The 22,891-nt window shown below is 40.6% G+C and carries 32 protein-coding genes, 1 tRNA gene and 1 riboswitch; of the genes, 22 read left to right on the top strand and 11 right to left on the bottom strand.

Annotated features, from left to right (window positions below; translation table 11 throughout):
* Positions 1-20: 20 nt before the first annotated feature.
* Positions 21-338 (bottom strand): hypothetical protein, encoded by a 318-nt coding sequence (locus EDD69_RS04355; RefSeq protein ID WP_132947752.1) that lies wholly within the window; start codon positions 336-338, stop codon positions 21-23.
* A gap of 144 nt (positions 339-482) precedes the next feature.
* Between EDD69_RS04355 and EDD69_RS04350 the strand changes: the two genes are divergently transcribed.
* The gene (locus tag EDD69_RS04350) at positions 483-833 is read left to right on the top strand and encodes a DUF1360 domain-containing protein (RefSeq protein WP_132947751.1); all 351 of its coding nucleotides are present in this window, start codon (positions 483-485) and stop codon (positions 831-833) included.
* Positions 834-866: 33 nt separating this feature from the next.
* Here the strand turns inward: EDD69_RS04350 and EDD69_RS04345 are convergent, their stop codons facing one another.
* Positions 867-1,601, bottom strand: a complete 735-nt coding sequence (locus tag EDD69_RS04345; RefSeq protein WP_132947750.1) for a coiled-coil domain-containing protein — start codon at positions 1,599-1,601, stop codon at positions 867-869.
* A 109-nt stretch (positions 1,602-1,710) separates the two neighbouring features.
* Positions 1,711-2,436 (bottom strand): BMQ_0737 family morphogenetic spore coat protein, encoded by a 726-nt coding sequence (locus tag EDD69_RS04340; protein WP_132947749.1) that lies wholly within the window; start codon positions 2,434-2,436, stop codon positions 1,711-1,713.
* Between the two features lie 182 nt (positions 2,437-2,618).
* On the opposite strand from EDD69_RS04340, the gene EDD69_RS04335 reads away from it, so the two are divergent.
* The 10 genes from EDD69_RS04335 to EDD69_RS04295 all read left to right on the top strand — a co-directional run bounded on the left by EDD69_RS04335 (position 2,619) and on the right by EDD69_RS04295 (position 7,213).
* Positions 2,619-2,963: a spore coat protein regulator protein YlbO gene (locus tag EDD69_RS04335; RefSeq protein ID WP_132947748.1), complete on the top strand. Its 345-nt coding sequence runs from the start codon at positions 2,619-2,621 to the stop codon at positions 2,961-2,963.
* A gap of 70 nt (positions 2,964-3,033) precedes the next feature.
* Positions 3,034-3,159: a hypothetical protein gene (locus EDD69_RS15650; RefSeq protein ID WP_279388130.1), complete on the top strand. Its 126-nt coding sequence runs from the start codon at positions 3,034-3,036 to the stop codon at positions 3,157-3,159.
* Between the two features lie 41 nt (positions 3,160-3,200).
* Positions 3,201-3,404: a holin gene (locus EDD69_RS04330; protein WP_132947747.1), complete on the top strand. Its 204-nt coding sequence runs from the start codon at positions 3,201-3,203 to the stop codon at positions 3,402-3,404.
* Between the two features lie 136 nt (positions 3,405-3,540).
* Positions 3,541-3,744 (top strand): DUF1657 domain-containing protein, encoded by a 204-nt coding sequence (locus EDD69_RS04325; protein ID WP_132947746.1) that lies wholly within the window; start codon positions 3,541-3,543, stop codon positions 3,742-3,744.
* Between the two features lie 58 nt (positions 3,745-3,802).
* On the top strand, positions 3,803-4,264 hold the full coding sequence (locus EDD69_RS04320) for a YhcN/YlaJ family sporulation lipoprotein (protein ID WP_132947745.1): 462 nt from the start codon (positions 3,803-3,805) through the stop codon (positions 4,262-4,264).
* A gap of 13 nt (positions 4,265-4,277) precedes the next feature.
* Complete coding sequence (spoVAC, locus tag EDD69_RS04315; protein ID WP_132947744.1) at positions 4,278-4,760, top strand: stage V sporulation protein AC; 483 nt, start codon at positions 4,278-4,280, stop codon at positions 4,758-4,760.
* Positions 4,757-5,770, top strand: coding sequence for a stage V sporulation protein AD (gene spoVAD, locus EDD69_RS04310; RefSeq protein WP_132947743.1), 1,014 nt, complete (start codon positions 4,757-4,759; stop codon positions 5,768-5,770). Before spoVAC ends, spoVAD begins: the two co-directional genes overlap by 4 nt.
* The gene (gene spoVAE / locus EDD69_RS04305; protein WP_132947742.1) at positions 5,770-6,126 is read left to right on the top strand and encodes a stage V sporulation protein AE; all 357 of its coding nucleotides are present in this window, start codon (positions 5,770-5,772) and stop codon (positions 6,124-6,126) included. Before spoVAD ends, spoVAE begins: the two co-directional genes overlap by 1 nt.
* Positions 6,127-6,133: 7 nt before the next feature.
* On the top strand, positions 6,134-6,340 hold the full coding sequence (locus EDD69_RS04300; RefSeq protein ID WP_132947741.1) for a DUF1657 domain-containing protein: 207 nt from the start codon (positions 6,134-6,136) through the stop codon (positions 6,338-6,340).
* 12 nt (positions 6,341-6,352) lie between these two features.
* Complete coding sequence (locus EDD69_RS04295; protein WP_132947740.1) at positions 6,353-7,213, top strand: DUF421 domain-containing protein; 861 nt, start codon at positions 6,353-6,355, stop codon at positions 7,211-7,213.
* 31 nt (positions 7,214-7,244) lie between these two features.
* Here EDD69_RS04295 and EDD69_RS04290 read toward each other — a convergent pair whose 3' ends face one another.
* Positions 7,245-7,565, bottom strand: coding sequence for a thioredoxin family protein (locus tag EDD69_RS04290; RefSeq protein ID WP_132947739.1), 321 nt, complete (start codon positions 7,563-7,565; stop codon positions 7,245-7,247).
* Between the two features lie 107 nt (positions 7,566-7,672).
* Here EDD69_RS04290 and EDD69_RS04285 point away from each other — a divergent pair, with 107 nt between their 5' ends.
* The 3 genes from EDD69_RS04285 to spoVIF all read left to right on the top strand — a co-directional run bounded on the left by EDD69_RS04285 (position 7,673) and on the right by spoVIF (position 8,490).
* Positions 7,673-7,906 carry a hypothetical protein gene (locus tag EDD69_RS04285; RefSeq protein ID WP_132947738.1) on the top strand — a complete coding sequence of 78 codons (234 nt, stop codon included), beginning with the start codon at positions 7,673-7,675 and terminating at the stop codon, positions 7,904-7,906.
* Positions 7,907-7,980: 74 nt separating this feature from the next.
* Positions 7,981-8,127: a YjcZ family sporulation protein gene (locus tag EDD69_RS04280; protein WP_132947737.1), complete on the top strand. Its 147-nt coding sequence runs from the start codon at positions 7,981-7,983 to the stop codon at positions 8,125-8,127.
* Between the two features lie 105 nt (positions 8,128-8,232).
* A complete protein-coding gene (spoVIF, locus tag EDD69_RS04275) occupies positions 8,233-8,490 on the top strand; it encodes a sporulation-specific transcription regulator SpoVIF (protein ID WP_132947736.1) in 258 nt (85 codons plus the stop codon).
* Positions 8,491-8,510: 20 nt separating this feature from the next.
* Here the strand turns inward: spoVIF and EDD69_RS04270 are convergent, their stop codons facing one another.
* A complete protein-coding gene (locus tag EDD69_RS04270; RefSeq protein ID WP_132947735.1) occupies positions 8,511-10,703 on the bottom strand; it encodes a UvrD-helicase domain-containing protein in 2,193 nt (730 codons plus the stop codon).
* 103 nt (positions 10,704-10,806) lie between these two features.
* Between EDD69_RS04270 and EDD69_RS15235 the strand changes: the two genes are divergently transcribed.
* Positions 10,807-10,977, top strand: coding sequence for a hypothetical protein (locus EDD69_RS15235; RefSeq protein ID WP_165871726.1), 171 nt, complete (start codon positions 10,807-10,809; stop codon positions 10,975-10,977).
* Here EDD69_RS15235 and EDD69_RS04265 read toward each other — a convergent pair.
* From EDD69_RS04265 to EDD69_RS04250, 4 genes are all read right to left on the bottom strand, one after another.
* On the bottom strand, positions 10,974-11,648 hold the full coding sequence (locus tag EDD69_RS04265) for a DUF421 domain-containing protein (RefSeq protein ID WP_132947734.1): 675 nt from the start codon (positions 11,646-11,648) through the stop codon (positions 10,974-10,976). The two genes, EDD69_RS15235 and EDD69_RS04265, sit on opposite strands and share 4 nt — an antisense overlap.
* A gap of 98 nt (positions 11,649-11,746) precedes the next feature.
* On the bottom strand, positions 11,747-12,169 hold the full coding sequence (locus EDD69_RS04260) for a GNAT family N-acetyltransferase (RefSeq protein WP_132947733.1): 423 nt from the start codon (positions 12,167-12,169) through the stop codon (positions 11,747-11,749).
* On the bottom strand, positions 12,169-12,687 hold the full coding sequence (locus EDD69_RS04255; protein ID WP_132947732.1) for a YjcG family protein: 519 nt from the start codon (positions 12,685-12,687) through the stop codon (positions 12,169-12,171). The genes EDD69_RS04260 and EDD69_RS04255 overlap by 1 nt, the downstream gene beginning before the upstream one ends.
* A gap of 63 nt (positions 12,688-12,750) precedes the next feature.
* Positions 12,751-13,458, bottom strand: coding sequence for an alpha/beta hydrolase (locus tag EDD69_RS04250; protein ID WP_132947961.1), 708 nt, complete (start codon positions 13,456-13,458; stop codon positions 12,751-12,753).
* A gap of 108 nt (positions 13,459-13,566) precedes the next feature.
* On the opposite strand from EDD69_RS04250, the gene EDD69_RS04245 reads away from it, so the two are divergent.
* The 5 genes from EDD69_RS04245 (at position 13,567) to metC (ending at position 19,298) form a co-directional block, all read left to right on the top strand.
* Complete coding sequence (locus tag EDD69_RS04245) at positions 13,567-14,091, top strand: phosphatidylglycerophosphatase A family protein (protein ID WP_132947731.1); 525 nt, start codon at positions 13,567-13,569, stop codon at positions 14,089-14,091.
* Between the two features lie 471 nt (positions 14,092-14,562).
* Positions 14,563-15,882: a GntP family permease gene (locus tag EDD69_RS04240; protein WP_165871725.1), complete on the top strand. Its 1,320-nt coding sequence runs from the start codon at positions 14,563-14,565 to the stop codon at positions 15,880-15,882.
* Between the two features lie 19 nt (positions 15,883-15,901).
* Positions 15,902-16,678, top strand: a complete 777-nt coding sequence (locus tag EDD69_RS04235; protein WP_132947730.1) for a 3-hydroxybutyrate dehydrogenase — start codon at positions 15,902-15,904, stop codon at positions 16,676-16,678.
* A gap of 160 nt (positions 16,679-16,838) precedes the next feature.
* Positions 16,839-16,945: riboswitch (SAM riboswitch) on the top strand.
* Positions 16,946-17,021: 76 nt separating this feature from the next.
* Positions 17,022-18,125, top strand: coding sequence for a methionine biosynthesis PLP-dependent protein (locus tag EDD69_RS04230; RefSeq protein ID WP_132947729.1), 1,104 nt, complete (start codon positions 17,022-17,024; stop codon positions 18,123-18,125).
* Between the two features lie 3 nt (positions 18,126-18,128).
* Positions 18,129-19,298, top strand: a complete 1,170-nt coding sequence (gene metC, locus EDD69_RS04225) for a cystathionine beta-lyase (RefSeq protein WP_132947728.1) — start codon at positions 18,129-18,131, stop codon at positions 19,296-19,298.
* Positions 19,299-19,322: 24 nt separating this feature from the next.
* Here the strand turns inward: metC and EDD69_RS04220 are convergent, their stop codons facing one another.
* Complete coding sequence (locus EDD69_RS04220) at positions 19,323-19,859, bottom strand: HD domain-containing protein (protein ID WP_132947727.1); 537 nt, start codon at positions 19,857-19,859, stop codon at positions 19,323-19,325.
* Between the two features lie 124 nt (positions 19,860-19,983).
* Here EDD69_RS04220 and EDD69_RS04215 point away from each other — a divergent pair, with 124 nt between their 5' ends.
* On the top strand, positions 19,984-20,631 hold the full coding sequence (locus EDD69_RS04215) for a hypothetical protein (protein WP_243643042.1): 648 nt from the start codon (positions 19,984-19,986) through the stop codon (positions 20,629-20,631).
* Positions 20,632-20,740: 109 nt separating this feature from the next.
* Positions 20,741-20,813 (top strand) — tRNA-Val (locus EDD69_RS04210).
* Between the two features lie 112 nt (positions 20,814-20,925).
* Here EDD69_RS04210 and EDD69_RS04205 read toward each other — a convergent pair.
* Positions 20,926-22,080 (bottom strand): site-specific integrase, encoded by a 1,155-nt coding sequence (locus EDD69_RS04205; RefSeq protein WP_132947726.1) that lies wholly within the window; start codon positions 22,078-22,080, stop codon positions 20,926-20,928.
* Between the last annotated feature and the right edge of the window lie 811 nt (positions 22,081-22,891).

Here is a 22,891-nt window from a genome sequence, read left to right as displayed (position 1 = left end):
CGCAGTGGTTAGCTTTTTTATCATTCATCTTCATCGTCGGAAGATCGTTCATTGCTCGCGGCAACAAGAGAATCGACAGGGATGTCGATGGAAGTAATATCGCTGCAGTCTAAAGTCGTTAAGTTGTTTCCATCCTTATAAAAGCGATCGGTTAAAATGGATACTTTTTTCGTTTGATGATCGAGTGCTAAAAAGGCAACGTTATAAAATGTTTGTTCTTTTGTATGAACGTTGATCTCCGTTCCGGGCTGCAATTCTCTAAGCATGTTGTAAACGTAATGGAGTTGATTGCGGCGGTGTTTATAGACAAAGTTTTTGCTAAACACAATTTTATACATCGTTTCACTCCCTTTATCCATATCATTAGATGGTCCATTTCATTATATGATTGGCCTTGGAAATAGGAATGGGCAAAAGTTTCATTCTTTTCGACATGAATTTTTCTTTGTCTCATAAATTAAATAAAGATAGGAGGGGGAACGATGGTTGATGTGTTTGAATTTTTCCTTCTTTTTTTGGCCAGCTTTCGTTTGACAAGATTAATGGTGTACGATACAATCACTGCATTTTTACGGAAACCTTTCCATGAGATCGTCGAGGAGACATTACCGGACGGAACGACAGAAACGTTTTTGAAAGTGAAAGGAACAGGAGTTCGATATTGGATTGGTGAATTGTTGAGTTGCTATTGGTGTACAGGGATTTGGTCTGCGATCTTTCTTTATATCGGCTATATAGTTTGGCCGTTTCTGTTTCAACCGCTTGTCGTGATTTTGGCCATTGCAGGTTGTGCTGCGCTTATGGAAGTAATCGCTCAGAAAATGCTTGAATGAAAAAGCAGGCTAATGTTTCGAGCCTGCCTATCTTTAACAATTAATGATGATGTTGTTCATGGAAGATGTTCCTTTTGGGATTTCTTTGCAATAAACAAATCCTTCAACAACGACCGTTTGTTTTGTTCTTATTTCAAAGTTTTGAAAGCGCAGCTGGTCGTTTGGCATTAGCGCTGTATGTTGGAACGGTTTGATCCAGTATTCACCGTTTGTTTTTATTTTTTCCCGCCAATCGTCATTTGCAAACGTCCATTCCATATTGAAACTTTCGTCGTTTTTCCATGGATTGATCGCGATTTTTCCGCTTAATTTTGCTTCTTCTGGAGGGTTTAGGCGGATGCATACGATTGTTTCGTGAAGAGGAGTATTGCCGATATTATCAATGACAAAATCACCAATGACCAGTACATCCTCATCTTTTTCTTCAGGAAGAATAAGGGAGTAATTGAAAAAAGCGCGTACGTTTAAAAGCGGGCTTTCTTTTGGCGGAAGGGACAAATTTTTTTTTAGCGCTTCCATTTGTTTTTTTTCTTCTTCCAATGCGACTTCATAAGATAAAAGTTGATTTTCTAACATCGCGATCTTTTTTTCGTATTGGTCGACATGGGCCGTTTGGATTTGGTGCAGTTTTTCTTGCAAATACTGATTGCGCATCTTTTCTTTTTTAAGCTCGAGTTCTAATGATTTCAATTTATTTTTGTAGCTAGCAATTTCAGCGCGATAATGAATAATTTTTTGTTGCAGTTGAATTTGTTGATTGGAGTTCATTTTCTGTTCCCCCTTTTCATCATCATCCTATGTATATGTACCATTTCGGAAATTCATCAACCAAAATAAAAAAGGCTGTTGAATGAATCAACAGCCTCGCACATAAAATTTAGTGAACTGGGAAAACTTCTGGGCATTGTGGAGGGAATTTATCAGTTGGACATAGAGTAGCTTCTAAAATTTCTTCCCGCGGTTTGCAGAAGCGAGCTTCGACTTCGATTTTTACATCTGCTTCCATTTGCACTTCTAAACATAATGTAATGGAAACATCTAATTGTGAGAAGTTATCTGTGCACACTAAACTTGCATCACATTCAAAGAACGAAATGTGGCAATCGAGCATGGTTCCTTCAGGAGCGCATAAAATGAATGTTTGTGCTGTCGCAAATGGAATTGGTTTGGATTCGCAGACGATGTGACCGTTCGCGTTTACGACTTGTACAACGACATGCCCTTTCACTAATGCTTTCACTTTTTGTAATGTAACCGTCTCTCCAGATGGAAGCGTAACGTTCACCGGTTGGCGTCCGTTTGGCTGAATGATTTCTTGACAAATGAATGCGTCGTTATCGACGACTGGTTCGATTCGCTTGCCATCGTCATCGGTTAAAAAGCAACGAATGGAGAATTCCTCTGCATCAAAACCGTTAGAAGTGAAAAATTCACAAACTGTTTTTCCGTTTCTTGGGCATTTGTGATCTGGAAAAATGTCCTCTAAGTCGTCGTTTGAAAAACTTCGTAACGGTACGTCAACTTGACGGGTAACCCAGTCAAATACTTTGCGAGTCTTAATGCATACTTTTTCTTTACGCTCTTTATGTTGTGTTTGACTCATCTTTTTTTCCTCCTGTTAAAATTTTTCCCGTCGCGGGTATCGGGACTAATGTATAGTATGAAAATGCTGGGTAAGTGTGCCGTGATAAAAGCGGAAAATTAATTTTTTTTGGGTGTCATAAATAGGGAACGTTATGAATTGTTATTTAGTAGAGACATTAAAAAAGATTGGGGAGATCCGTAATGAATTTGACAAATGAGCATGAAATAGTAAAGATGGAGGAAATCATTCGGGATTTAACAAAAAAACTTGAGGCTGTTCAAGCGGAAAATGTACTTTTGAAAGAACTCGCTTTTCAAAGTGAACAAAGATATGAACAAATCAAGCAGCTCGAGCGTCAAAATGAAGAGCTGCAACGCCAACTTGATGCATTAACCAAACCAATGGAGCAGAAAGATGATAGCAGCGATTCATGGTTTATTCATACGTTAAAGCATCAAAATGCGCTCATTCGCACAACAGAACGAAAACATCATCCCATTCATCCTCTCTCCACACCATTTACGTTTGGTGAAAAGAAAAAATAGGAAAATAGCTCGAACCAATGATCTGTTTATTTCATAAACTAATCATATCCTAATGCTTGGAGGTTAGTTTATGGAAAAGAAAAAACCGATTGCCTTCCATGGTTCGAAAGCGACAAAAGTTTATTCCATATCCTCTGCTTCTCCGGCCAAAAAAGCAAGTGGGTGTGGCTGTGGAAAGAAATTTAAAAAACAGTGACCTTTTTTCGAAATTATTTTCGAAAGAAAGGGGGACTGTTTATGGGACGTTTTAAAAATTATGGGTTATGGCTATCGATCGGTTCATTTTCGATTTTGCTATTGCAAACATTGGGGATCGATCTTGATCTAGGGAAATATGAGCAATTATATAACGCCTTTTTAAGCATCTTAGTCATGGCAGGAATTATTAACAATCCTTCGATCGGAAAAGGTTTTCTCGATAAAACGGATGAGAAAAAATAAGTAAAAATAAATGCAGCTTCCTAACTAAAAAGGAAGTTGTTTTTTTTTTATGAGGAAAAAAAGTAATTCATAATTTAAACAAGAAAGAAGCATTCTATCATTGTAACGATGTGTAATGAAAAGGAGGAATTTTGTTATGACAGTTTCCAGTTCTGTAAAACAAACATTGGCAGGATTAAAGTCTGCCCAAGCAAGCTTTGAGACATTTGCTTTGCAAACAGAAAATGAAAGCGCTAAACAGCTTTATCAACAAGCGGCCAAACAAACACAAGCACTCGTCGATTTAATTAGTCCGCGCGTGCAAGAAATTGAACAAGAAGAGCCACAATATAAGCAATAAGAAAAAGGTTGGTATTATACCAACCTTTTTCAAACCAAATACATAGGGTGAATCGATCATGAACAAGCCATTAATTTTCTTTTTATTCATTTTTGTATTGTTTGGATGTTCGAAAGAGAATGAGGTGCAAAAGCAGTCATTGCAAAAACTGAACCTTACGCAAACCAGTACGAAGGAAACCGCTCATCGCGATGATCAAAACGTTGCAGAGAAAGCGGTACAAATCGTCAAACAAAAAAGGGAAGTCAATGATGTATTAGCCGTTAACTCTGAAAAAAAGATGATCGTTGCTTATAAAGTCAAACATCTCGAACGATTTCGAATGAAAAAAATTGAAAAAGCCATTCGAAAAGAACTTGAAAAAAATTTCCCTAATTATGAAATCATTGTTTCAAGCGACTTAAAACTATTTTGGAAAACAGAAGAGCTAAAACAAAAGCTTGAAAAAAAGCGATTGGATCAAAAGAAGCTGGATAAGGAAATCGATATGTTGAAGAAGTTAAGCAAAGAACAAACGTAGTGAGGTGAAAAATATGGCAAATGAAAAGCGAAAAAATTTAACCCCCGTTCAACAAGAGTATCATTTGTTCGAACAAGCTCGAGAGACGAAACGTCCTGTCGTGAAAAATTGTATACTCGCATTTCTTGTCGGCGGTCTTATTTGTGCGATCGGTCAAGCGATTTCGTATGTTTACATGTATTTTTTCGATTTCACGGAAAAAACGGCTGGAAATCCAACCGTAGCGACGATGGTGTTTATCGCGATGATTTTAACGGGACTGGGCGTATATGATCGCCTTGCCCAGCTTGCTGGTGCAGGAAGCGCGGTCCCTGTCACCGGATTCGGAAACGCAGTCATTTCAGCAGCGATTGAACACCGAACGGAAGGATTTGTGCTAGGAGTTGGGGCAAATATGTTTAAGCTAGCCGGTTCTGTCATTTTATTCGGTACATTTTCCGCGTTTGTCGTTGCGCTCATCAAAACGATTGTCATCAAGTGGGGTGGGCTGGAATGATGAAAGGACATCGAACGTGGGTATTTGCAAAAAAGCCGGTCATTATCGGAACAGGAACGGTTGGCGGACCGTTTGAGGCGAACGGAAACATTGCCGATGATTTCGACTTATTGCATGAAGATCTTTGGCTTGGAGAAGATTCGTACGAAAAAGCCCATAAAGTGTTATTGGAAGAAGCGTTTTTTAAAGCGATGGAAAAAGCGGGCATTGAGAAAGAAAAAGTTCATTTTATTATTTGTGGGGATTTAATTAACCAAATGACACCTTCCAGTTTTTCGGCACGTACGCTTGGCGCGCCGTATTTAGGAGTGTTTGGAGCTTGTTCAACATCAATGGAAGCCTTGGCGTTAAGCGCGTTTATTGTCAATTATGATGGAGCAAACTACATATTGACGGGAGCGGCCAGTCATAATACAGCAGTGGAGAAACAATTTCGTTATCCAACGGAATACGGCGGACAAAAACCGCCAACAGCCCAGTGGACGGTGACTGGAGCGGGTGTTGCGCTCCTTGCTTCCAAAGGTGAAGGGCCGCGGGTTACATCTGCAACGATTGGGCGGGTCGTCGATATGGGGTTAACGGATCCATTCAACATGGGGGGAGCGATGGCACCGGCAGCCGTCGATACGATCGAAGCGCATTTTCGCGACATGCAGCTTGATCCTTCTTATTATGATCTGATCGTCACCGGAGATTTAGGGAAAATTGGTCGACAAGTTTCGCTTGATTTAATGCGGAAAAATGGAATGAAGATCGAAGACGAAAAGTATCAAGATTGCGGGTTGATGATTTATCGGGAGGGACAACCGGTTTTATCGGGAGGAAGCGGAGCAGGATGTTCAGCAACCGTCGTTTACGGTCATTTACTCAATAGAATGAGACGAGGGGAATTCAAACGCATTCTCGTTGTTGCAACAGGAGCGCTTCTTTCTCCGTTAACGTTTCAACAAGACGAGACGATTCCATGCATTGCTCACGCGGTCTCAATTGAGTATGGAGGTGATGTGTGATGATGGCGATGTTTTTTTGGGCATTTGTTGTCGGCGGATTGATTTGCGTTATCGGTCAAATTATGTTTGACGTCTTTAAATTGACTCCTGGTCATACATTAAGCGCATTAGTGGTGGCTGGAGCGATTTTAGATGGATTCGGTCTTTATGAACCTCTCATTGATTTTGCAGGAGCAGGAGCGACCATTCCAATTACAAGCTTTGGGAATGCTCTCGTTCACGGAGCGCTTCAAGAAGCTGAAAAACATGGCATTGTCGGTGTGTTAACAGGAATGTTTGAAGTGACAAGCGCAGGAATTTCGTCAGCGATCGTTTTTGGTTTTATCGGTGCGTTACTATTTAAACCGAAAGGATAGATGAAAGATGACGATCGGTTCTCAAGTGAAACAAAGTTTAGCGAATTTAAAAAGCATTCATGCGACGTTGCAAAGCTTAGCTTTAAAGTCAGTCGATGAACAAGCGCAGCGGACCTTTCATGAAGCGATGTTGACAACAGAAGAAGTGATTGATCATTTGAAGCAACGAGTTAGTCAGCTAGAAAGAGAAGAACCACAATATAAAGGAAAGTAAGGAGAAGGAAACATGCCAGCTTGGTTAGAAGTCGCCATACGATCCGTTTGTATTCTTATCGGGTTATTTATTATTACAAAATTTTTAGGGAAAAAGCAGTTATCAAAGTTATCGTTTTTTGAATATATTGTCGGGATCACGATCGGGGACATTGCTGGAACGATGTCAATGGACGGTAACATTCGATTGGCGGAAGGGATTACGAGCATTTTGATTTGGTCTTTGTTTCCTATTGCCATTTCATTTATCTCACTCAAAAGCAAAAAGTTTCGCGATTTTGTTGAAGGAAACTCCACCGTTTTCATTAAAAACGGGAAGGTTTTAGAAGAAAACTTAAAGAAAGAAAAATATACGATCGATGAATTGCTTGAGCAGTTGCGGAAAAAAGATGTATTTCGCCTTGCGGATGTCGAATTTGCGACATTGGAGGCGAATGGAGATTTAAGCATATTATTGAAGCGTGACAAACAGCCGTTAACAGTAGGAGATGTGGTTGGGAATGTTCCATCAGAGAAAGAACCGCAAACGGTGGTAATGGATGGAGCGATTTTAGACGAACCGCTTGCGACGGCTGGTTTAAATCGCGGCTGGTTGAAAAACGAGTTGGACAAAATCGGCGTTGCCATTGAAAATGTCTTTTTAGCGCAAGTCGATGCATACGGCCAACTCACGGTCGATTTGTATGATGATAAAATTCAAGTGCCTGAGCCGCAAGAGAAAAAATTGCTGTTGGCAGCGATGAAAAAAACACAAGCCGATTTTGAATTATTCGCGCTGCAAACGAATCATGAAGAGGCAAAACAAGCATATGAGATGAACGCCAAGAAAATGGAGTCATTAATCACAAAACTTGAGCCGTTATTGAAAGCTTGACGAAGCATCGCACTCCGTCAAGCTTTTTTGTTTACAGCTTGATGGACTGTAAAAATCCCTCTACTTCTTCAGGTGTTTTTGCATAGGCGCTGTGAAGATGAGCTTTTTTCTCGCCGTTTTGGAATACAAGCAAGCTTGGAATTCCCATCACTTCATATTTTTCTGCTAGGTCTGGCACATCATCGCGATTGATTTCGTACCAATCAAACTGGGTATATTTTTCAACGATCTCCCCAATAAACAAATCCATGCGCTTGCAGTCCGGGCACCATGTCGTAAAAAATTTAACAATAACCGGTTTTTCTGAAACGATTACTTCCTCAAATTGTTCAATGGTTTGCAGGCGTTTCATGAAAATTCCCCTTTCATTCGTTTTGCCATTTTTCACTTTATCATAATGACAATCTTTTTTCACATTTCCTGCTTAAAGTGAATAAACAAATTGAAGGGGGAGTGATGATGAATCGATTCGAAAAAGAGCTTGAAGTGTTTGCAAAATCAAAGCATCAAGGACATGATGAGATGATGAAATCGTTTGAAAAATGGGGAAGCGATTTAGAGGAAATCATAAGCAAAATCGAGAACGTCAATTCCTCATTTTTTAAACAGATCAGCGGAAAAATGGGCGAAGCGGAACGATGGTTTGCGAAAAAAGAAAAACAATTTGACGGTTTTTTTCGCAATTTTCCTTAGCATGCAAAGCGCCCATACCGATTGAAAAAAGAAGCATATGATGTAATTGATACTGTTCAAGGAGGTGGAATCACATGGGCTTCGGATATTGGGGTGGCTACGGCGGAGGCTGCGGAGGCTACGGCTACGGAGGCTACGGCGGAGGTTTCGGTTCAACATTTGTATTAATCGTCGTATTGTTCATCTTGTTAATTATTGTTGGTGCGGCATTCGTCGGTTAATCAAACAAAAAAGTGCAGGCATAACGCCTGTACTTTTCTTTATTATGCACTCTTTTTCGCTCTTTTTCATATGTTAAGAAAGAAATCATAAAGGAGGCGGAGAATTTGGATCATAATTTATTTAAGAACATTGAAAAGAAAACAGGCGTCAATATGAAAGATATTTTTGAGTTAGCGAATTCATTGCAACATGCTAACTTTAAAGATGAGAAAACGGTGCGTGCGGTTGTTCAACGTGTTGCTCACATTGCGAATCGAAAAGTACCGAAAGAATTGGAAGATAAAATGGTTCAAACGATTATCAACAACGGAAAACAACTAGATTTTAATACCATTGCAAACATGATGAATAATAAAAAATAAAGAAAAAGACCAAAAGCCCGCTAAAGACGGGCTTTTGGATTACTTATCTTTAAAAATGGGGAAACAAAGCGAGACGCATTTGCTTTTTTTAATCTTCTCATCGTCGGAACAGAAATAAATAAACCGTATTTTGCCCTCGTTAAGGCGACGTACAACAGCCGTCGTTCCTCCTCAAGCGGAGCGGTTTCACCATTTCGATAAGCATCTAGCGCATAATCATGCGGCAAATGTCCATCCACTGCGCTTAATACATAAACGTAGTTATATTCAAGGCCTTTTGCGCGATGAATGGTTGTTAGCTGAATGGCATTTTCTTGTTTTTCTCGTTTCATTTGTTCGTGTTGAGCGATCATTTTTTCAATATGCGAAAGAAAAGCGCGCACCGTTTTAAATTTTTTCGCTACGACTTTAACATCTCGGATGTCGTCCGAACCTCTTTCGATTGCATTTCCTTCGTTGCCTCGTTTCTTAACAAAATCAGAAAAACCCATGTCCTTTTCAATCGTTTCAATCGCCTCGAATGGTTTTAAATGAGCGATCGTTTGAAAGAGTGGAACGATGTTTCGCAATTTTTGCTTTTGAAACGGTTGAATGTCCTCGAGCTTCACGAGCGCTTCGACGAGCGAACAATCGTCGATAATGCTGATCGCCTTTAAATCGTTCAATGCGGTTTGTTTTAAAAATAAAGCGGCAAGCACATCGTTCATCGCTTCTTCATCATTTGGATCAAGGCTTAACTTTAAATAGCCAAGCAAATAGCGGACGATGCGCCGCTTGTAAAACGATTCTCCATCGCTGTCGACGACAAACGGCAAACGAAGTTGTGAAAAACGTTCAAACAGCGCTCTTGTGGCGGCGTGCGTGCGGCATAAAACCGCAAATTCATGCGGCTCAGCTCCTGCCTTAATCCGTTCTTGAATATCGTGCGCAATCATCGTGGCCTCTTCTTCTTCATCGTATGGAAAAAAGAATGTCGGATGGAGGTTAAGGTCAAATTGAGCGTGCATTTGTTTTGGCATGCGTGTGCGATTGAACGAGATGATTTTGTTTGCCAACGAAACGATTTGATGGGTCGAACGATAATTTTCGGTTAACGTCACCGTTTCAACGTTTGGAAAGTCTTGTTGAAATTGAAAGATAAACGAAGGATCGGAGCCGCGAAACGCATAAATCGCTTGATCGTCATCGCCAACAGCACAAATATGGTTTGTATGGGAAGAAAGAAGTTTTACAATTTCATATTGTACTTTATTAATATCTTGAAATTCATCGATTAAAAAATAACGAAAACGCTCTTGATAGCGCATCAAAAGATCATGGTTTTCATGAAGCATTTCATAACATCCGATTAACATATCATCAAAATCGAATTGTCCACGCATTCGCTTGATCTCTTCATATTTTGTATACAAGTAGATGACATGTTCTTCCCATTCATTTTTGGGCGAAAGAGAATGGACAGGCGTTAATGTGTTTTTCCAGTAAGAAATTTGTTGAATCGCTTCATCGTAAGCAAAATCGCGTTCATCAATCCCAACTTCGCGACCGATTTCTTTCAGCAGCTGTTCTTTTTGCCAATCCCATTTAATGAGCCGATGATGATGCCAACGAATCGGATCAAAATGCTGAAGCATGCGATAAAAAAGGCTATGAAACGTACCGATGACAGGAATGCCGGAATGCGCGATGCCTGGATATGTACAAAGCCGATTGCTCATTTCTTTTGCCGCTTTTGTTGTAAACGTGACAAGCATGATTGATTTTGGATCGATTTGTTTTTCGCAGATCATGTACGCCGTTCGAGCGGTGAGCACGCGCGTTTTGCCGCTGCCCGCTCCCGCTAAAACAAGCAAAGGTCCATTTATTTTTCGAACCGCTTTGATTTGCGAAGCGTCTAAATCAATGTTTGCCTCTTTCAGTTGTTGTAAATAGCCGGAAAGCTTCTCATTTTTTCTTTTTTCCTTGAGCGATAAAGGAGATGGCGAAACAAACGAAATAACGTTTCCTTGATCGACCGATTGAGGAATGCACATCGGTTTATGTTCATGATAAAAATGCGGTTTCTTTTCGATCCCTAAATAAAAGAGAACAGGTTCTCCGCATGCTGGACACGTTAATTTTTTCCGCAAACTTTGTTCATAAATAAGTTGATATTTTTCACGTGCAATGGTTTGAAGATGGATCACTTTTCCTTTATAGATGGCTTCATTCATTGCAAAAACTCCTTTGGCAAACGTCAACGTCTATGTTAACAAAACATACAATAGAGGAAAAGGAGTTTTTGACTGAAAAGGCGAATAAAGAAAAAAAAGGAAGGTGAGCGAGATGCAAATCCCTCCAAACCATGAACGGATCCAAAATCCTTATATCGTTCCTCGCGTTTCTAAGACGAGCAAAGTAAAAGAAAAGAAGAAAGACATTCCGCTTAAAAAGAGAAAGAAAAAACAACATGGTGAGTTTACCCAATCATTCGATAAGAAAATTTAATAGGGTTGCATATGCATTCCTTTCCCTTCTTGCCATTCAGCGTAAAGGATGTCTTTGTAGTCTTGAAAACCAAAAGAACGAATTTGCTGTTTTAGCCATGCTTCGGTAAATCCGCTTTCACTCAAATTATCCCAAATGACTTCTCCATCGATAATCAACGTGACGGGTAAAACAACAGGTGAGAGGGGCATGTGATGATCTTCCCGTGTCGGTTGTTCATATTTTGCCTTCTTCATCACACTGACGGTCCCATTCGTTTCTAAAATGGCATGTTCCACTTCGCGTATGGAAAATATGTCTTTCTGCCGCAATAAATGCTGCAATTGATTAAGGTCGAGGTGGTTCTTTTTAAGTTCGCTATAGACAATTTTTCCATTTGAAATGATGATCGACGGTTTTCCTTCGAGAATTTCACGCAACCCCTTTTTCTTTTGTGTGATGAGTTCGGTTACGTAAATCAGCGTTCCCCATAAGGTAACCGCAAAAAGGATTTTGGCTAATCCGACATCTTTATCATATAATGCATTTCCAACCAATTCCCCGAGAACAAGTGCCGAAATGAAGTCAAAAGGAGTAATTTGGGTAATTTGTGTTCGTCCAAGCAATTTTGTTGTAAAAAGAAGCGCAATATAGCCAATGATTAACTCTGTAGCAATGTGAATAAATTCCATCGATAATAAGTCCTTTCCAAAGATGCTCGATATCATTACTTTGCACGATTTTTTTAATTTTATAACGAAAAGTGCGACAGAATTGAAATCTGCCGCGCTTAAAGTTGTTTCACCATCGTAACGTGTGGAATGCCTGCATCGAGGAAGACATCTGATACGGTTTCGTATCCTAACTTTTCATAAAACGGTTGCGCGTGGGTTTGCGCGTTTAGTTTTGCTTTTTGAATCCCTTGTTCTCTAGCAAACTGTTCAATTTTTTCCATAATGAGCTTTCCGATTCCGCGTTGCCGGTGCTCACGTAACACACAAATTCGCTCAATTTTTCCGATTCCTTCGATTGTTCGAAAGCGTCCGGCCGCAATCGGTTCATCTTGATCGTAAACGACGAAATGAACCGATTCGTTTTCAAACTGGTCGATTTCTTCTTCGACAGGAACGTTTTGTTCTTCCACAAACACTTTTCGCCGAACGAAAAGCGCATCGTTCCATATCGATTTTTCTTTTCCAAACTTAACGTTCATCACCCTTGTTCCTTTCCTAGGTGGAATGTTTCATATGCAGTCCATGAACCGTTTTCAAGCTGATAGAGAAGATGGAATCGATCCACCGTTTCTTCAAAGTGTACTTTTTGCATTTTTAGTTGTCCGTACACATCCGAAAATTCATCGTTCGATAAATCACGGCCGATTGTAATATGTGGAACAAATGCATCCTCAGTCTGTTCTTGGAAAGGACCGCTATGCAGTTTATTGTACAGCGTTGTTAATGATTCGTTTGGTTCCACCTTTAAATAAATGATGTTGCTGGCAGGATAAAACGAACTGAATTTTGTGATTCGTAACGGAAAAGGCTCGATTTCCGCTGCAATTTTATGCAGCTCTTTAACAACGGATTCAATTTGATCTTCCTCTACTTCAAACGTGTTTTTCAATGTTAAGTGTGGAGGAATAAGCGAATAATGAGTGTCGTAACGTTTTCGATAGGAATTCGCAAAATCTTGTATTTTTTTTGACGGGAAAATCGCGATGCCACATTTCATGAAACCGCACTCCTTTCATTATCGTGTGTTCCTATATTATAACAAATTTCCGGAAAATATTGTTTAAGTTGAAATAATTTTTTCAAGCGCAATTGGAAGATCTATTTGCCAGTATGTCCACGAATGATCGCCTTGAAACTCACGATATTCGCAAGAAAATTGGTGCTCGACAAACCATTGATGCAGTTGCCGATTTGGTTCAATGAAATTGCGTATCGCTCCGTCTGTTGTTTTTACGGCCGTTTCCTCGCTGCCGATCGAGTGATAGAGTTCAAGTAAATGCGGAGAACAGAATGTTTTAACTTTTTCTAGCACAGTATCATTGACATAAGGAGACTGCATAATGACTTTGCCAAACGTATGTGGATACGTCAAGGCAGCGAGCAGCGATGCAGTGGCGGCAAGCGAATCGCCGATCAAAATGCGCCCGGCTCCCACTTGATAAGTCGGAAACTGCTGATCGAGAAAGGGAACAAGCTCGTTTGCTAAAAAGCGAAGATACGCTCTATGTTTTTCTCCATCTGGATGATATTTTGAGTAGCGGTCGCGGACATCTTTGTACGGAATGCCAACGACAATCGTCCGCGCGATTCTTTTTTCAGCAAGAAGCCGGTCGACGACGCGGGCGATTTTTCCAAACATGAAGTAGTCTTGGCCATCTTGAGCGATCAGCAATACATATTTGTGTAACGGTGTAAATGGTTCCGGACAATGAATGGGCAAGGATACCTCTTCGTTTAGCTCAACACTTTTGATCTTCAATTCTCGCATCATTTCATCCCATCCCTTTTTATCATGTTGCAACATCATCTTATCACATTTGTAAAAAATTATTACTTAATGATATAATTTGAGCGTTAGGAGAGGAGGGGATATGATATGGATAAAAAGCGCGTAACGAGCAAAGAAGTGACAGAAGCGGCATTGCGATTGCTGAAAGAGCGTGGTGTGACGGTTGAAGATATTGCTGAAATTGTATATGAAATGCAAAGCCCTTACAATAAAAACTTAACGATGGAAGAGTGCATTGAAAGCGTTGAGAAAGTGTTGCAAAAACGCGAAGTGCAACATGCGATTTTAGTAGGAATTGAGTTAGATAAACTTGCAGAGAAAAAAATGCTTTCTGAGCCGCTTCAAACCATTGTCGAAACGGACGAAGGACTGTTTGGCGTCGATGAAACAATCGCTCTCGGAGCGGTTTTAGGATATGGAAGCATTGCCGTAACGACATTTGGGCATTTAGATAAAAATAAAATTGGGATTATTAAAAACTTAGATACAAAAAGAGGAAAAGGAATTCATACCTTCTTAGACGATTTAGTTGCCAGCATTGCGGCTAGCGCCTCTGGGCGTTTAGCTCACAACTTGCGCGATGAAGAAGAAAGCTTACAAGAGATTTCATAAATGATCAAAAAGGAACAAGCTCGAATTTTTCGGGCTTGTTCCTTTTTGTTTTTTGGAGTCAATCAACGATAGATAAATTCGAGTTGAGATTCCGATACATGAATAGAAGATCGCTTTTCTGCCATAGGCAGCAAGAAGTTTCTTGCCGCCCTGGCATGCCTTCAGCATGCCGATTCCGAACCGTCATTTTTTAACAATAGTATGGGAATGAGGACTTATTTCTTCAAAACAAACGAATAAAAAAATGGTTGCGTCATATGTTGGGAAAAAAGAGTTTAAAAGACAAGTATTAAACGGAGAAATGGGAGCAGAGTTTATTTGACGGGGAAAGGAGTGGATCGCCGGGTTATTACAGAGCGGGCTGTAATCGATGTGGCGGAAACCGGATGAAAATGAGTCGAAATAGTAGACGGGAATACGGTCAAAAGAAATTTAAGCGGTGACACGTAAATTCCATGGAGGTGGATGAGAATGTGGAGCATGGTCGGTTTGATCGGTGGGCTTGTATTGTTGATCGTTTTAACGATGAGAGGGATGAATTTATTTATTGCCGCTCCATTGTGCGCTCTTCTTGTCGCCGTATTCAGCGAACTTCCGCTTTTTCCGCAGTTAGTTAATGAAGGGCAAGCGAATTTAGTTGGAAACTATATGGCTGGCTTCTCAGGGTTTGTTCAATCTTGGTATTTAATGTTCTTGCTAGGAGCTATTTTTGGCAAGGTTATGGAAGATAGCGGAGCGGCTGATAGCGTATCGAAGTGGATTGTCGATAAAATTGGGATCAAGCATGCAGCATTGGCGGTGGTCGTTGCTTGCGCCGTTTTAACATACGGAGGCGTCAGTTTATTTGTTGTCGCGTTTTCCGTTTATCCAATGGCGGTCAGTTTGTTCAAGCAAGCGAATTTGCCGCGTCGTTTCATTCCAGCTGCATTGGCATTCGGCTCCGTGACGTTTACCATGACATCGGCGGGTTCACCTGAAATTCAAAACTGGATTCCGATTGAATATTTAAAAACATCTCCTTATGCAGGATGGGAAGTAAGCCTCATTGTTGCTGTTTTTATGGCTGTTTTTGGATATTGGTGGCTAAAGAGAATGATTACAAAAGCGGTTGCAAGGGGAGAAGGATTCGTTGTTAGAGAAGGAGACCCGGAACAAAGCAACAGAGTTTTACCGCATCCAGCGGCAGGAGTCATTCCGCTTGTTGTTGTTTTAATCGTTTCTTTTGTTTTCCATGATTCTTTAAAGCAGTCTGCATTAATTGTCGCTTTGCTTGGCGGTGTGATTGCTGTCTATGTTTTAAACCGCAAATATTTTAAAAACTTTGGAAATGCGTTATCAGAGGGAACGTTAGGCGCTTTGCTTGCATTAGGGAACACAGCGGCAGTTGTTGGATTCGGAGGGGTCGCGAAAGCTGTTCCGGCGTTTAGCTTGGTCGTAGAAACCATTACGAACATTCCAGGGAGTCCTTTGATTGGAAGCGCCATTGCCGTTAGCGTTATTGCCGGAATGACTGGTTCGGCATCAGGAGGGCAAGCGATTGCATTGCCGTTAATTGCACCTCACTACTTAGATATGGGCGTCAATCCGGAAGCGTTGCATCGTGTGGTTTCGATCTCTTCAGGAGCGCTTGATTCATTGCCGCATAACGGTTATGTCGTTACAACCATTCGAGCCATTTGCGGTGAAACACATCAAGATGCCTATAACCCGGTCGGGGCATTAACCGTCATTGTTCCGTTGTTAGGCTGTGCGCTAGCCGTCATTTTATTTTCATTTGGTATAGGGATTTAAGTGAGGGAGGTCTATCGATATGGTAAAAGACCAAGTTATGTTCATAACAGGAGCGGCGAGAGGAATTGGCTTTGAAGTTGCGAAAAAGTTTGCGGAAAATGGAGCGAAAGTCATTCTTACGGACTTGAATGAAGGTGCGGTCGAAGAAGCGGCAAAATCGCTTCATCATGAAGGATTTGAAGCGGTCGGTTTAAAGTGCGATGTGACGTCAGAAGCGGAATTAACGTCTGCTTTAGACGAAGCCGTTCGCCAATTCGGACGCATTGACATTTTGATTAATAACGCCGGCATGCAGCATGTTTCACTCATCGAGAATTTTTCAACAGAGAAATTTGAATTGCTTGTCCGGATTATGTTGACTGCTCCATTTATGGCGATGAAACACGTGTTTCCGATCATGAAACAACAACAATACGGCCGCATTATCAACATGGCTTCGATTAATGGGTTGGTAGGTTTTGCTGGAAAAGCGGCCTATAATAGCGCCAAGCATGGGGTGATCGGTTTAACAAAAGTAGCCGCTCTCGAGGGAGCGCCATACGGCATTACGGTGAACGCGTTATGTCCAGGATATGTCGATACACCGCTTGTTCGCAATCAATTGATTGATTTGGCGAATACGCGTAACGTTTCACTAGAAAAAGTGCTCGAAGAAGTGATTTATCCTCTCGTGCCGCAGAGACGGCTATTGGCAGCAGAGGAAATTGCCCATTACGCTGTGTTTCTTGCAAGCGAACAAGCAAAAGGGATTACTGGGCAAGCGGTCGTCATTGACGGCGGATATACAGCACAATAGTCATTCATACAATATGGATGTTGGAAAGAAATAGTCCATGAATGGCACAGAAGACAACTTCATCATATGCATTGGCGAAAACGTTGTGAAAAACATCTTGCTAATTTGTGAGAAATGAGTTACATTAAATAAAAATCAGAAAATTTAATATAGTCTTGCTTTCTTATCAAGAGAAGTGGAGGGAACTGGCCCAGTGAAGCTTCAGCAACCAGCCGTTTCGGTCAGGTGCTAAATCCAGCGAATTGGTTTCAATTCGGAAGATAAGAAGAAGTACTTCAGCATTGGGTAAAAAAGTCTTCTTCTTAGAAGACTTTTTTATTTTGGAAAAAAAGGGGAGATCAAGATGGAAAGAATCGAAACGCTTGTGGCGCAAATTGGAAATCGGAGCGAAGAAGCAACGGGGACGGTCAATCCGCCCGTCTATTTTTCAACGGCGTATCGTCACGCAGGAATTGGGGAATCAACCGGATTTGATTACATTCGCACGGGCAATCCTACGCGAAAAATTGTTGAGGAAGCGATTGCGCGATTGGAAGAAGGGGATCAAGGGTTTGCCTTTAGTTCAGGGATGGCCGCCATTCAGACGGTGTTTGCTTTATTTGAAAGCGGCGATGAGTTCTTAGTTTCTGCCGATTTGTATGGCGGAACGTACCGTTTGTTTGAACAAGGATGGCGAAAGTACGGATTATCTTTTGAGTATGTCGATTTCCGTGACATCACATCGGTTGAGAAAAAGGTCACGAACAAGACGAAGGCGATTTTTTTAGAAACGCCGACGAATCCGCTTATGCAGGAAGCAAACATCGAAGAAGTAGCCGCCTTTGCGAAAAAGCATGGGCTTTTACTGATTGTTGACAACACGTTTTACACCCCTGTTCTTCAGCAGCCATTAAAACAAGGAGCCGATATCGTGATCCATAGCGCGACGAAATATTTGGGCGGGCATAACGATGTTCTGGCGGGGCTTGTTGTTGCGAAAGGAAAGGAACTTTGTGAACAATTGGCGATGTTTCATAACGCGATCGGTGCGGTGCTCTCCCCGTTTGATTCATGGCTGTTAATTCGCGGAATGAAGACGCTTGCCTTGCGCATGAAACAACATGAAGAAAACGCAAAGCGAATCAGTGAATTTTTAGCTTCACATGAAGACGTGATCGATGTGCTATACCCAGGCCAAGGCGGCATGCTCTCCTTTCGATTGCGTGAAGAAAAATGGGTGAATCCGTTTTTGAAAAGTCTACAGATCATTACGTTTGCCGAAAGTTTGGGCGGCGTAGAAAGTTTTATCACCTATCCAGCCACGCAAACGCATATGGATATTCCTGAAGAAATTCGCATCAAAAACGGGGTGTGTAATCGACTGTTGCGTTTTTCGGTCGGAATCGAGCATTGTGAAGATTTAATTGAGGATTTGTCGCAAGCCTTTCAAAAAATGAAAGAGGTGTAGGGGATGGAAAAATCATTTTCGTTTCAAACGCATTTGCTTCACAACAAATGGAAAATGGATGAAGAAACAGGAGCTGTGAGCGTCCCGATTCAACATGCTTCCACGTTTCATCAATTTGATTTTGATACGTTCGGAAAATATGATTATAGCCGTTGCGGCAATCCAACGAGAGAAGCGTTAGAAGACACGATTGCCGAATTGGAAGGCGGCGTGCGCGGATTTGCTTTTTCATCAGGAATGGCGGCGATCTCAACAGCGTTTCTTCTTTTATCCAAAGGCGACCATGTGCTTATTACAGAAGATGTATATGGCGGAACATATCGAGTCGTAACCGATGTGTTAAGCCGGTTTGGCATTGAATATACGTTTGTCGATATGACGAATTTACATGAGGTCGCATGCAACATTCGGCCGAACACAAAAGTGATTTATCTCGAAACGCCGTCCAATCCATTGTTAAAAATTACAGACATTCGCGGAGTTGTGAAGCTAGCGAAAGCGCACGGCTGTTTAACATTTTTGGATAACACGTTTTCCACTCCTGCCCTCCAACGTCCGCTCGAGTTAGGCGTGGATGTCGTCTTGCATAGCGCGACGAAATTTTTAGCCGGACATAGCGATGTCGTCGCGGGATTGGCTGTTGTGAGAGATGAACAATTAGGGAAGAAGCTCTATCAATTGCAAAATGCGTTTGGCGCTGTTCTTGGCGTTCAAGATGCATGGCTTGTATTGCGCGGGTTAAAAACGCTCCATGTTCGCCTGCATTATGCATCGCAATCTGCCATGAAAATCGCTCAATTTCTCAAAAACCATCCGAAAGTAGAGGAAGTGTATTACCCAGGACTTTCGAATCACCAAGGCCATGCGATTCATCGCAATCAGGCGGATGGATTTGGCGCGGTGTTGTCTTTTCGATTGGCGGATGAAGATGCGGTGCGCACGTTTGTGCAACATGTCAAAATACCCGTGTTTGCGGTCAGTTTAGGTGCCGTGGAGTCGATTTTGTCGTATCCGGCAAAAATGTCGCATGCGGCGATGCCGAAAAAAGAGCGGGAGAAAAGAGGAATTACCGATGGATTGCTGCGGTTAAGCGTGGGGTTGGAAGCAGCGGAAGATTTAATCGCTGATTTTGAACACGCATTGAGCTATGTCGGTGAAAAACATTTTGCATAACGAAAGGCTAGGCACCGCCTAGCCTTAAACAATTTTATCTAATTTTTGCATCATCATTTGTTTTTCAACCATTTCATCTAATTTTTGAATTTTCTTCAGCGCCAACTTGTCATCGATTTGGCGATAATGATGTTTTCCACCTGGTTCTTCATCAGCTTCATCGGCTAATTTTACAACCATTTGTAGCGGTTTTCGTTTGAGTTCACCTTCTGGGAGATAAGAATCGGTGTGAAGCAAGATGGCGAGGGCAATTTCTTTTGCGTGATGAGGATGTTCACCGAGACGAATGAGCAGTTTGTGAGCGCGCGCAGCTCCTTTAATGGCATGAATGTCGTTTTGTTTATATTTTTCATAATCCCATTTTCCGTTGGAATACCATTCGTAATGACCGATATCATGCAACAACGCTGCTTTCGTTGCTAAATCAACGTCTACTCCATATTGCAACGCCAAGCGATATGCGTGATAAGCTGTCGCAATCGCATGAGCGACCCCAGATCGTTTTAAATATTTTTGTGTAATGGGATGAAGGAAGATTTCCGTTAATGTGACGCGTTTCATGGCACAATCCCCTCCTTTGAATATTTTTTCTAAATATAATATCATAAGAAGTTTTTTCATCGCAATACATAATCTAACGTTTCTCTCCCATACTAAAAAAAACAATCTCTTCGGAGGGATCGATGTGTCTCTTTTATTTCTTTCTTTATGGTCGTTGTTGATGGCGATGAATGATGTCTCGCCCAAATGTGTAGCGGAACTTGAAGATGCGAATATTCAGTTGTTTAGTGAAGAACACGGCGAATGGCTCCGCAATTTTTCCTTAAAGGTAGGATCACGAACGTATTTCTTTCCAGAATGGGAAAACATGAATGGGGATAAACGAACATGGCCGCAATTGCATTCTGCGGATGTAACGGGCGATGGGAGAGAAGAGATTCTTGTTTTTCTTGTTAAAGCGCGAGGAAATGGCTTATATAAAAATGAAGTGCACATCCTTGAGCATAAATCTGATGCAATCGAAGAAGTAGTCATCGAAGATCCGCGAGCGGTCGTATTAAAAAATATAAAAATGAAGCAAACCGAACAAGGGGTCGAATTGGTCGTTGACCACGTCCATGCCCTTATTCCAAATGACGAAACAAAGGCGAGTAATCAGAACGTCCAACTGAGCATCGATCATTTTGTCAAATATACCATCGAGAAAAACCATTTGAAAGCCATTTTACTCCTAGAACGAAAAAGCGGCGAATATTTGGGAAGCTTAATCGTCACCTATCGCTATAAAAACGGCGTCCTTCAAGGAGAGGATATTGAATTTATTCGCCATTAACAACTGGACCATTGTTTATGAAACAATGGTCTTAAAAATTTTTTAAAAAAGTATTTGACATTGTAGCTGAGCGTAAATATAATACTAATTGTGACGAGGTTAATAAAATGATTCCGTAGCTCAGCTGGGAGAGCGCCACCTTGACAGGGTGGAGGTCGCTGGTTCGAGCCCAGTCGGAATCACTAGAGTGAGAGGCTTGAAGTCCTTGCGTATCAAGGGTTTCAAGCTTTTTTGTTTTATTAGCAATTGTGTTAAAATCTCCGTGATTTAAAAACTTGCACAAAACTTGCACCTTTAGTGAACTAAAGGGTTTTGACTCTGTTTTAAGAGGGCATTTTCAAATTTCTCTGCCGCTTGTTCTTGTAAATCATCGCTGACATGTGAGTATAAATCTAAAGTTATACCGACGCGGGAATGCCCCAAGCGCTCGCTAACCACTTTTGGATTTTCGCCTTGCTGCATTAAGATGGTTGCATGTGTATGCCGCAAATCATGGAAGCTTATACGCGGTACATTTGCTTCTTCGATCAAGCGATAAAATTGTCGTAACAAGTTACGTGGATCAAGAGGTTTTCCGTCGTCAGTGCAGACAATTAAATTGTTATCTTGGTATTGAACACCCAATTTCTCCTTCTGAAATTCTTGTTTTTGTTTATGTTTCTTTAATACATTTACAACATGTTGAGAAATCGAAATTTGCCTTTTCGATTTTTTTGTTTTAGGCTCTTTAAAAATTAATCCCTTGCCTGAGACAAAGCATAAGCTGCGCTTGATGCGGATTTTCTTATTCTCAAAATCCACGTCATCCCATTTTAGTCCTAAAACTTCTCCACGTCGCATTCCTGTAAAAATCGCAAGAAGGTAAGGGATCTCCATAGAGCTATTTTTAATCAGATTCAGAAATCGATTTACCTCATCCACTGTCCATGTAATTTTTTCTTCACTTTTCACTTTGGGTGGTTTAGCATTTTTTACAGGGTTCACTTTAACCAATGACCATTTTACCGCTTGATCAAATGCTTGATTGAGCAAATTATGCATTTGTCGGATATATGCACCTGAATACCCGTTGTCTAACTTGTCTACATAGAAACTGTCAATATCAAATGTTGTAATTTCATTAATTTTTTTATGTTGGAAATATTTCATAATATGATTTCTGATTACATATTCTCTGCTTTTTGCGGTAGTTATTTCTACTGTTCTTTTGTAAGAGGTGTTAAACCACCGCTCCATGAACATTGAAAAATCTTCTGTACTTTCTTTAAAATAACTTCCATCATCGACTTGGTTTTTAATTTTAAGAAGTTCTTTCTTCGCTTCAGTCTTTGTACGAAATGGTCCGAAACTTGCTTGCTTTCTCTTACCAGTAACGGGATCTTTCCCTACATCGATACGAAAATAAAATCCTTTTTTCTTTTCCTTAATTAACTTGTCAAAGTTCATCATTACACCCCATTCCTAGTTTGAAACTGGAATAGTGTGTAGTATGTGGTTAAGTAAATACTATCAAAATAATACTTTTTAGGAAAGCGTTAAATTTATAAAAGATAGACATCAACTAGTATGAAAAAGTATACATTCCGGTCTTGTAACGGGATATATCTATACATCCGTATAAATAATATTACAAGTGTGGATTTAACTTATTAAAAAAGGGGTATTCGGATTATCTGGTGGAATACAATTTAGGTTTAGTATCTTCTAGTGTTTTGTTACACTATTTCTTCGAACTGTGCAACAAGTTATTCCAATATTATGGATAGTCCTATGATAAAATAAAGTTACATTCTTAGGACGGTGATATTTATGAAAGAATTTTTATCTAGTTTTTTACTTATTACCAGTTGGCTTATATTTGCAATTAGTGGATACCTATTTATTTGGACAATCTTCTTCGTTTATGCCATTGTACCAGCCTTTTTAAGTTTAGCTGTTGGCTTATTCTGCTTTTATTGCTCAAAGAAGCTGGACAGTAACATCAAAAAGAATTCTTAAAATCCCCCTATGTCGCAGTATGTGTCTACTGTGTAACGTAATTATTTTTATATAATTCCGAAATTAACGTTTTCACCACTTAATCCGAAGGATCATTTTATTATATCGACTTCATTATGCAAATTTTTATAATTTTAACTAAAAAATTCAATATTTTCGTTCAGCCGTTCCATCCCATTGGTTGTGTGCAAACGGTGGCAGTAACGGTCGCGATAGCCTAAAACCGCCGTGGCGTCTTCAAACCCTTCTTCGAGGATTTGAG

Origin of the sequence: Thermolongibacillus altinsuensis (assembly GCF_004341205.1) — a bacterium.
GTDB classification, from domain to species: domain Bacteria; phylum Bacillota; class Bacilli; order Bacillales; family Anoxybacillaceae; genus Thermolongibacillus; species Thermolongibacillus altinsuensis.
The sequence above is the reverse complement of the archived record's forward strand: the minus strand, read 5'-3'. Positions and strand labels throughout refer to the sequence as shown.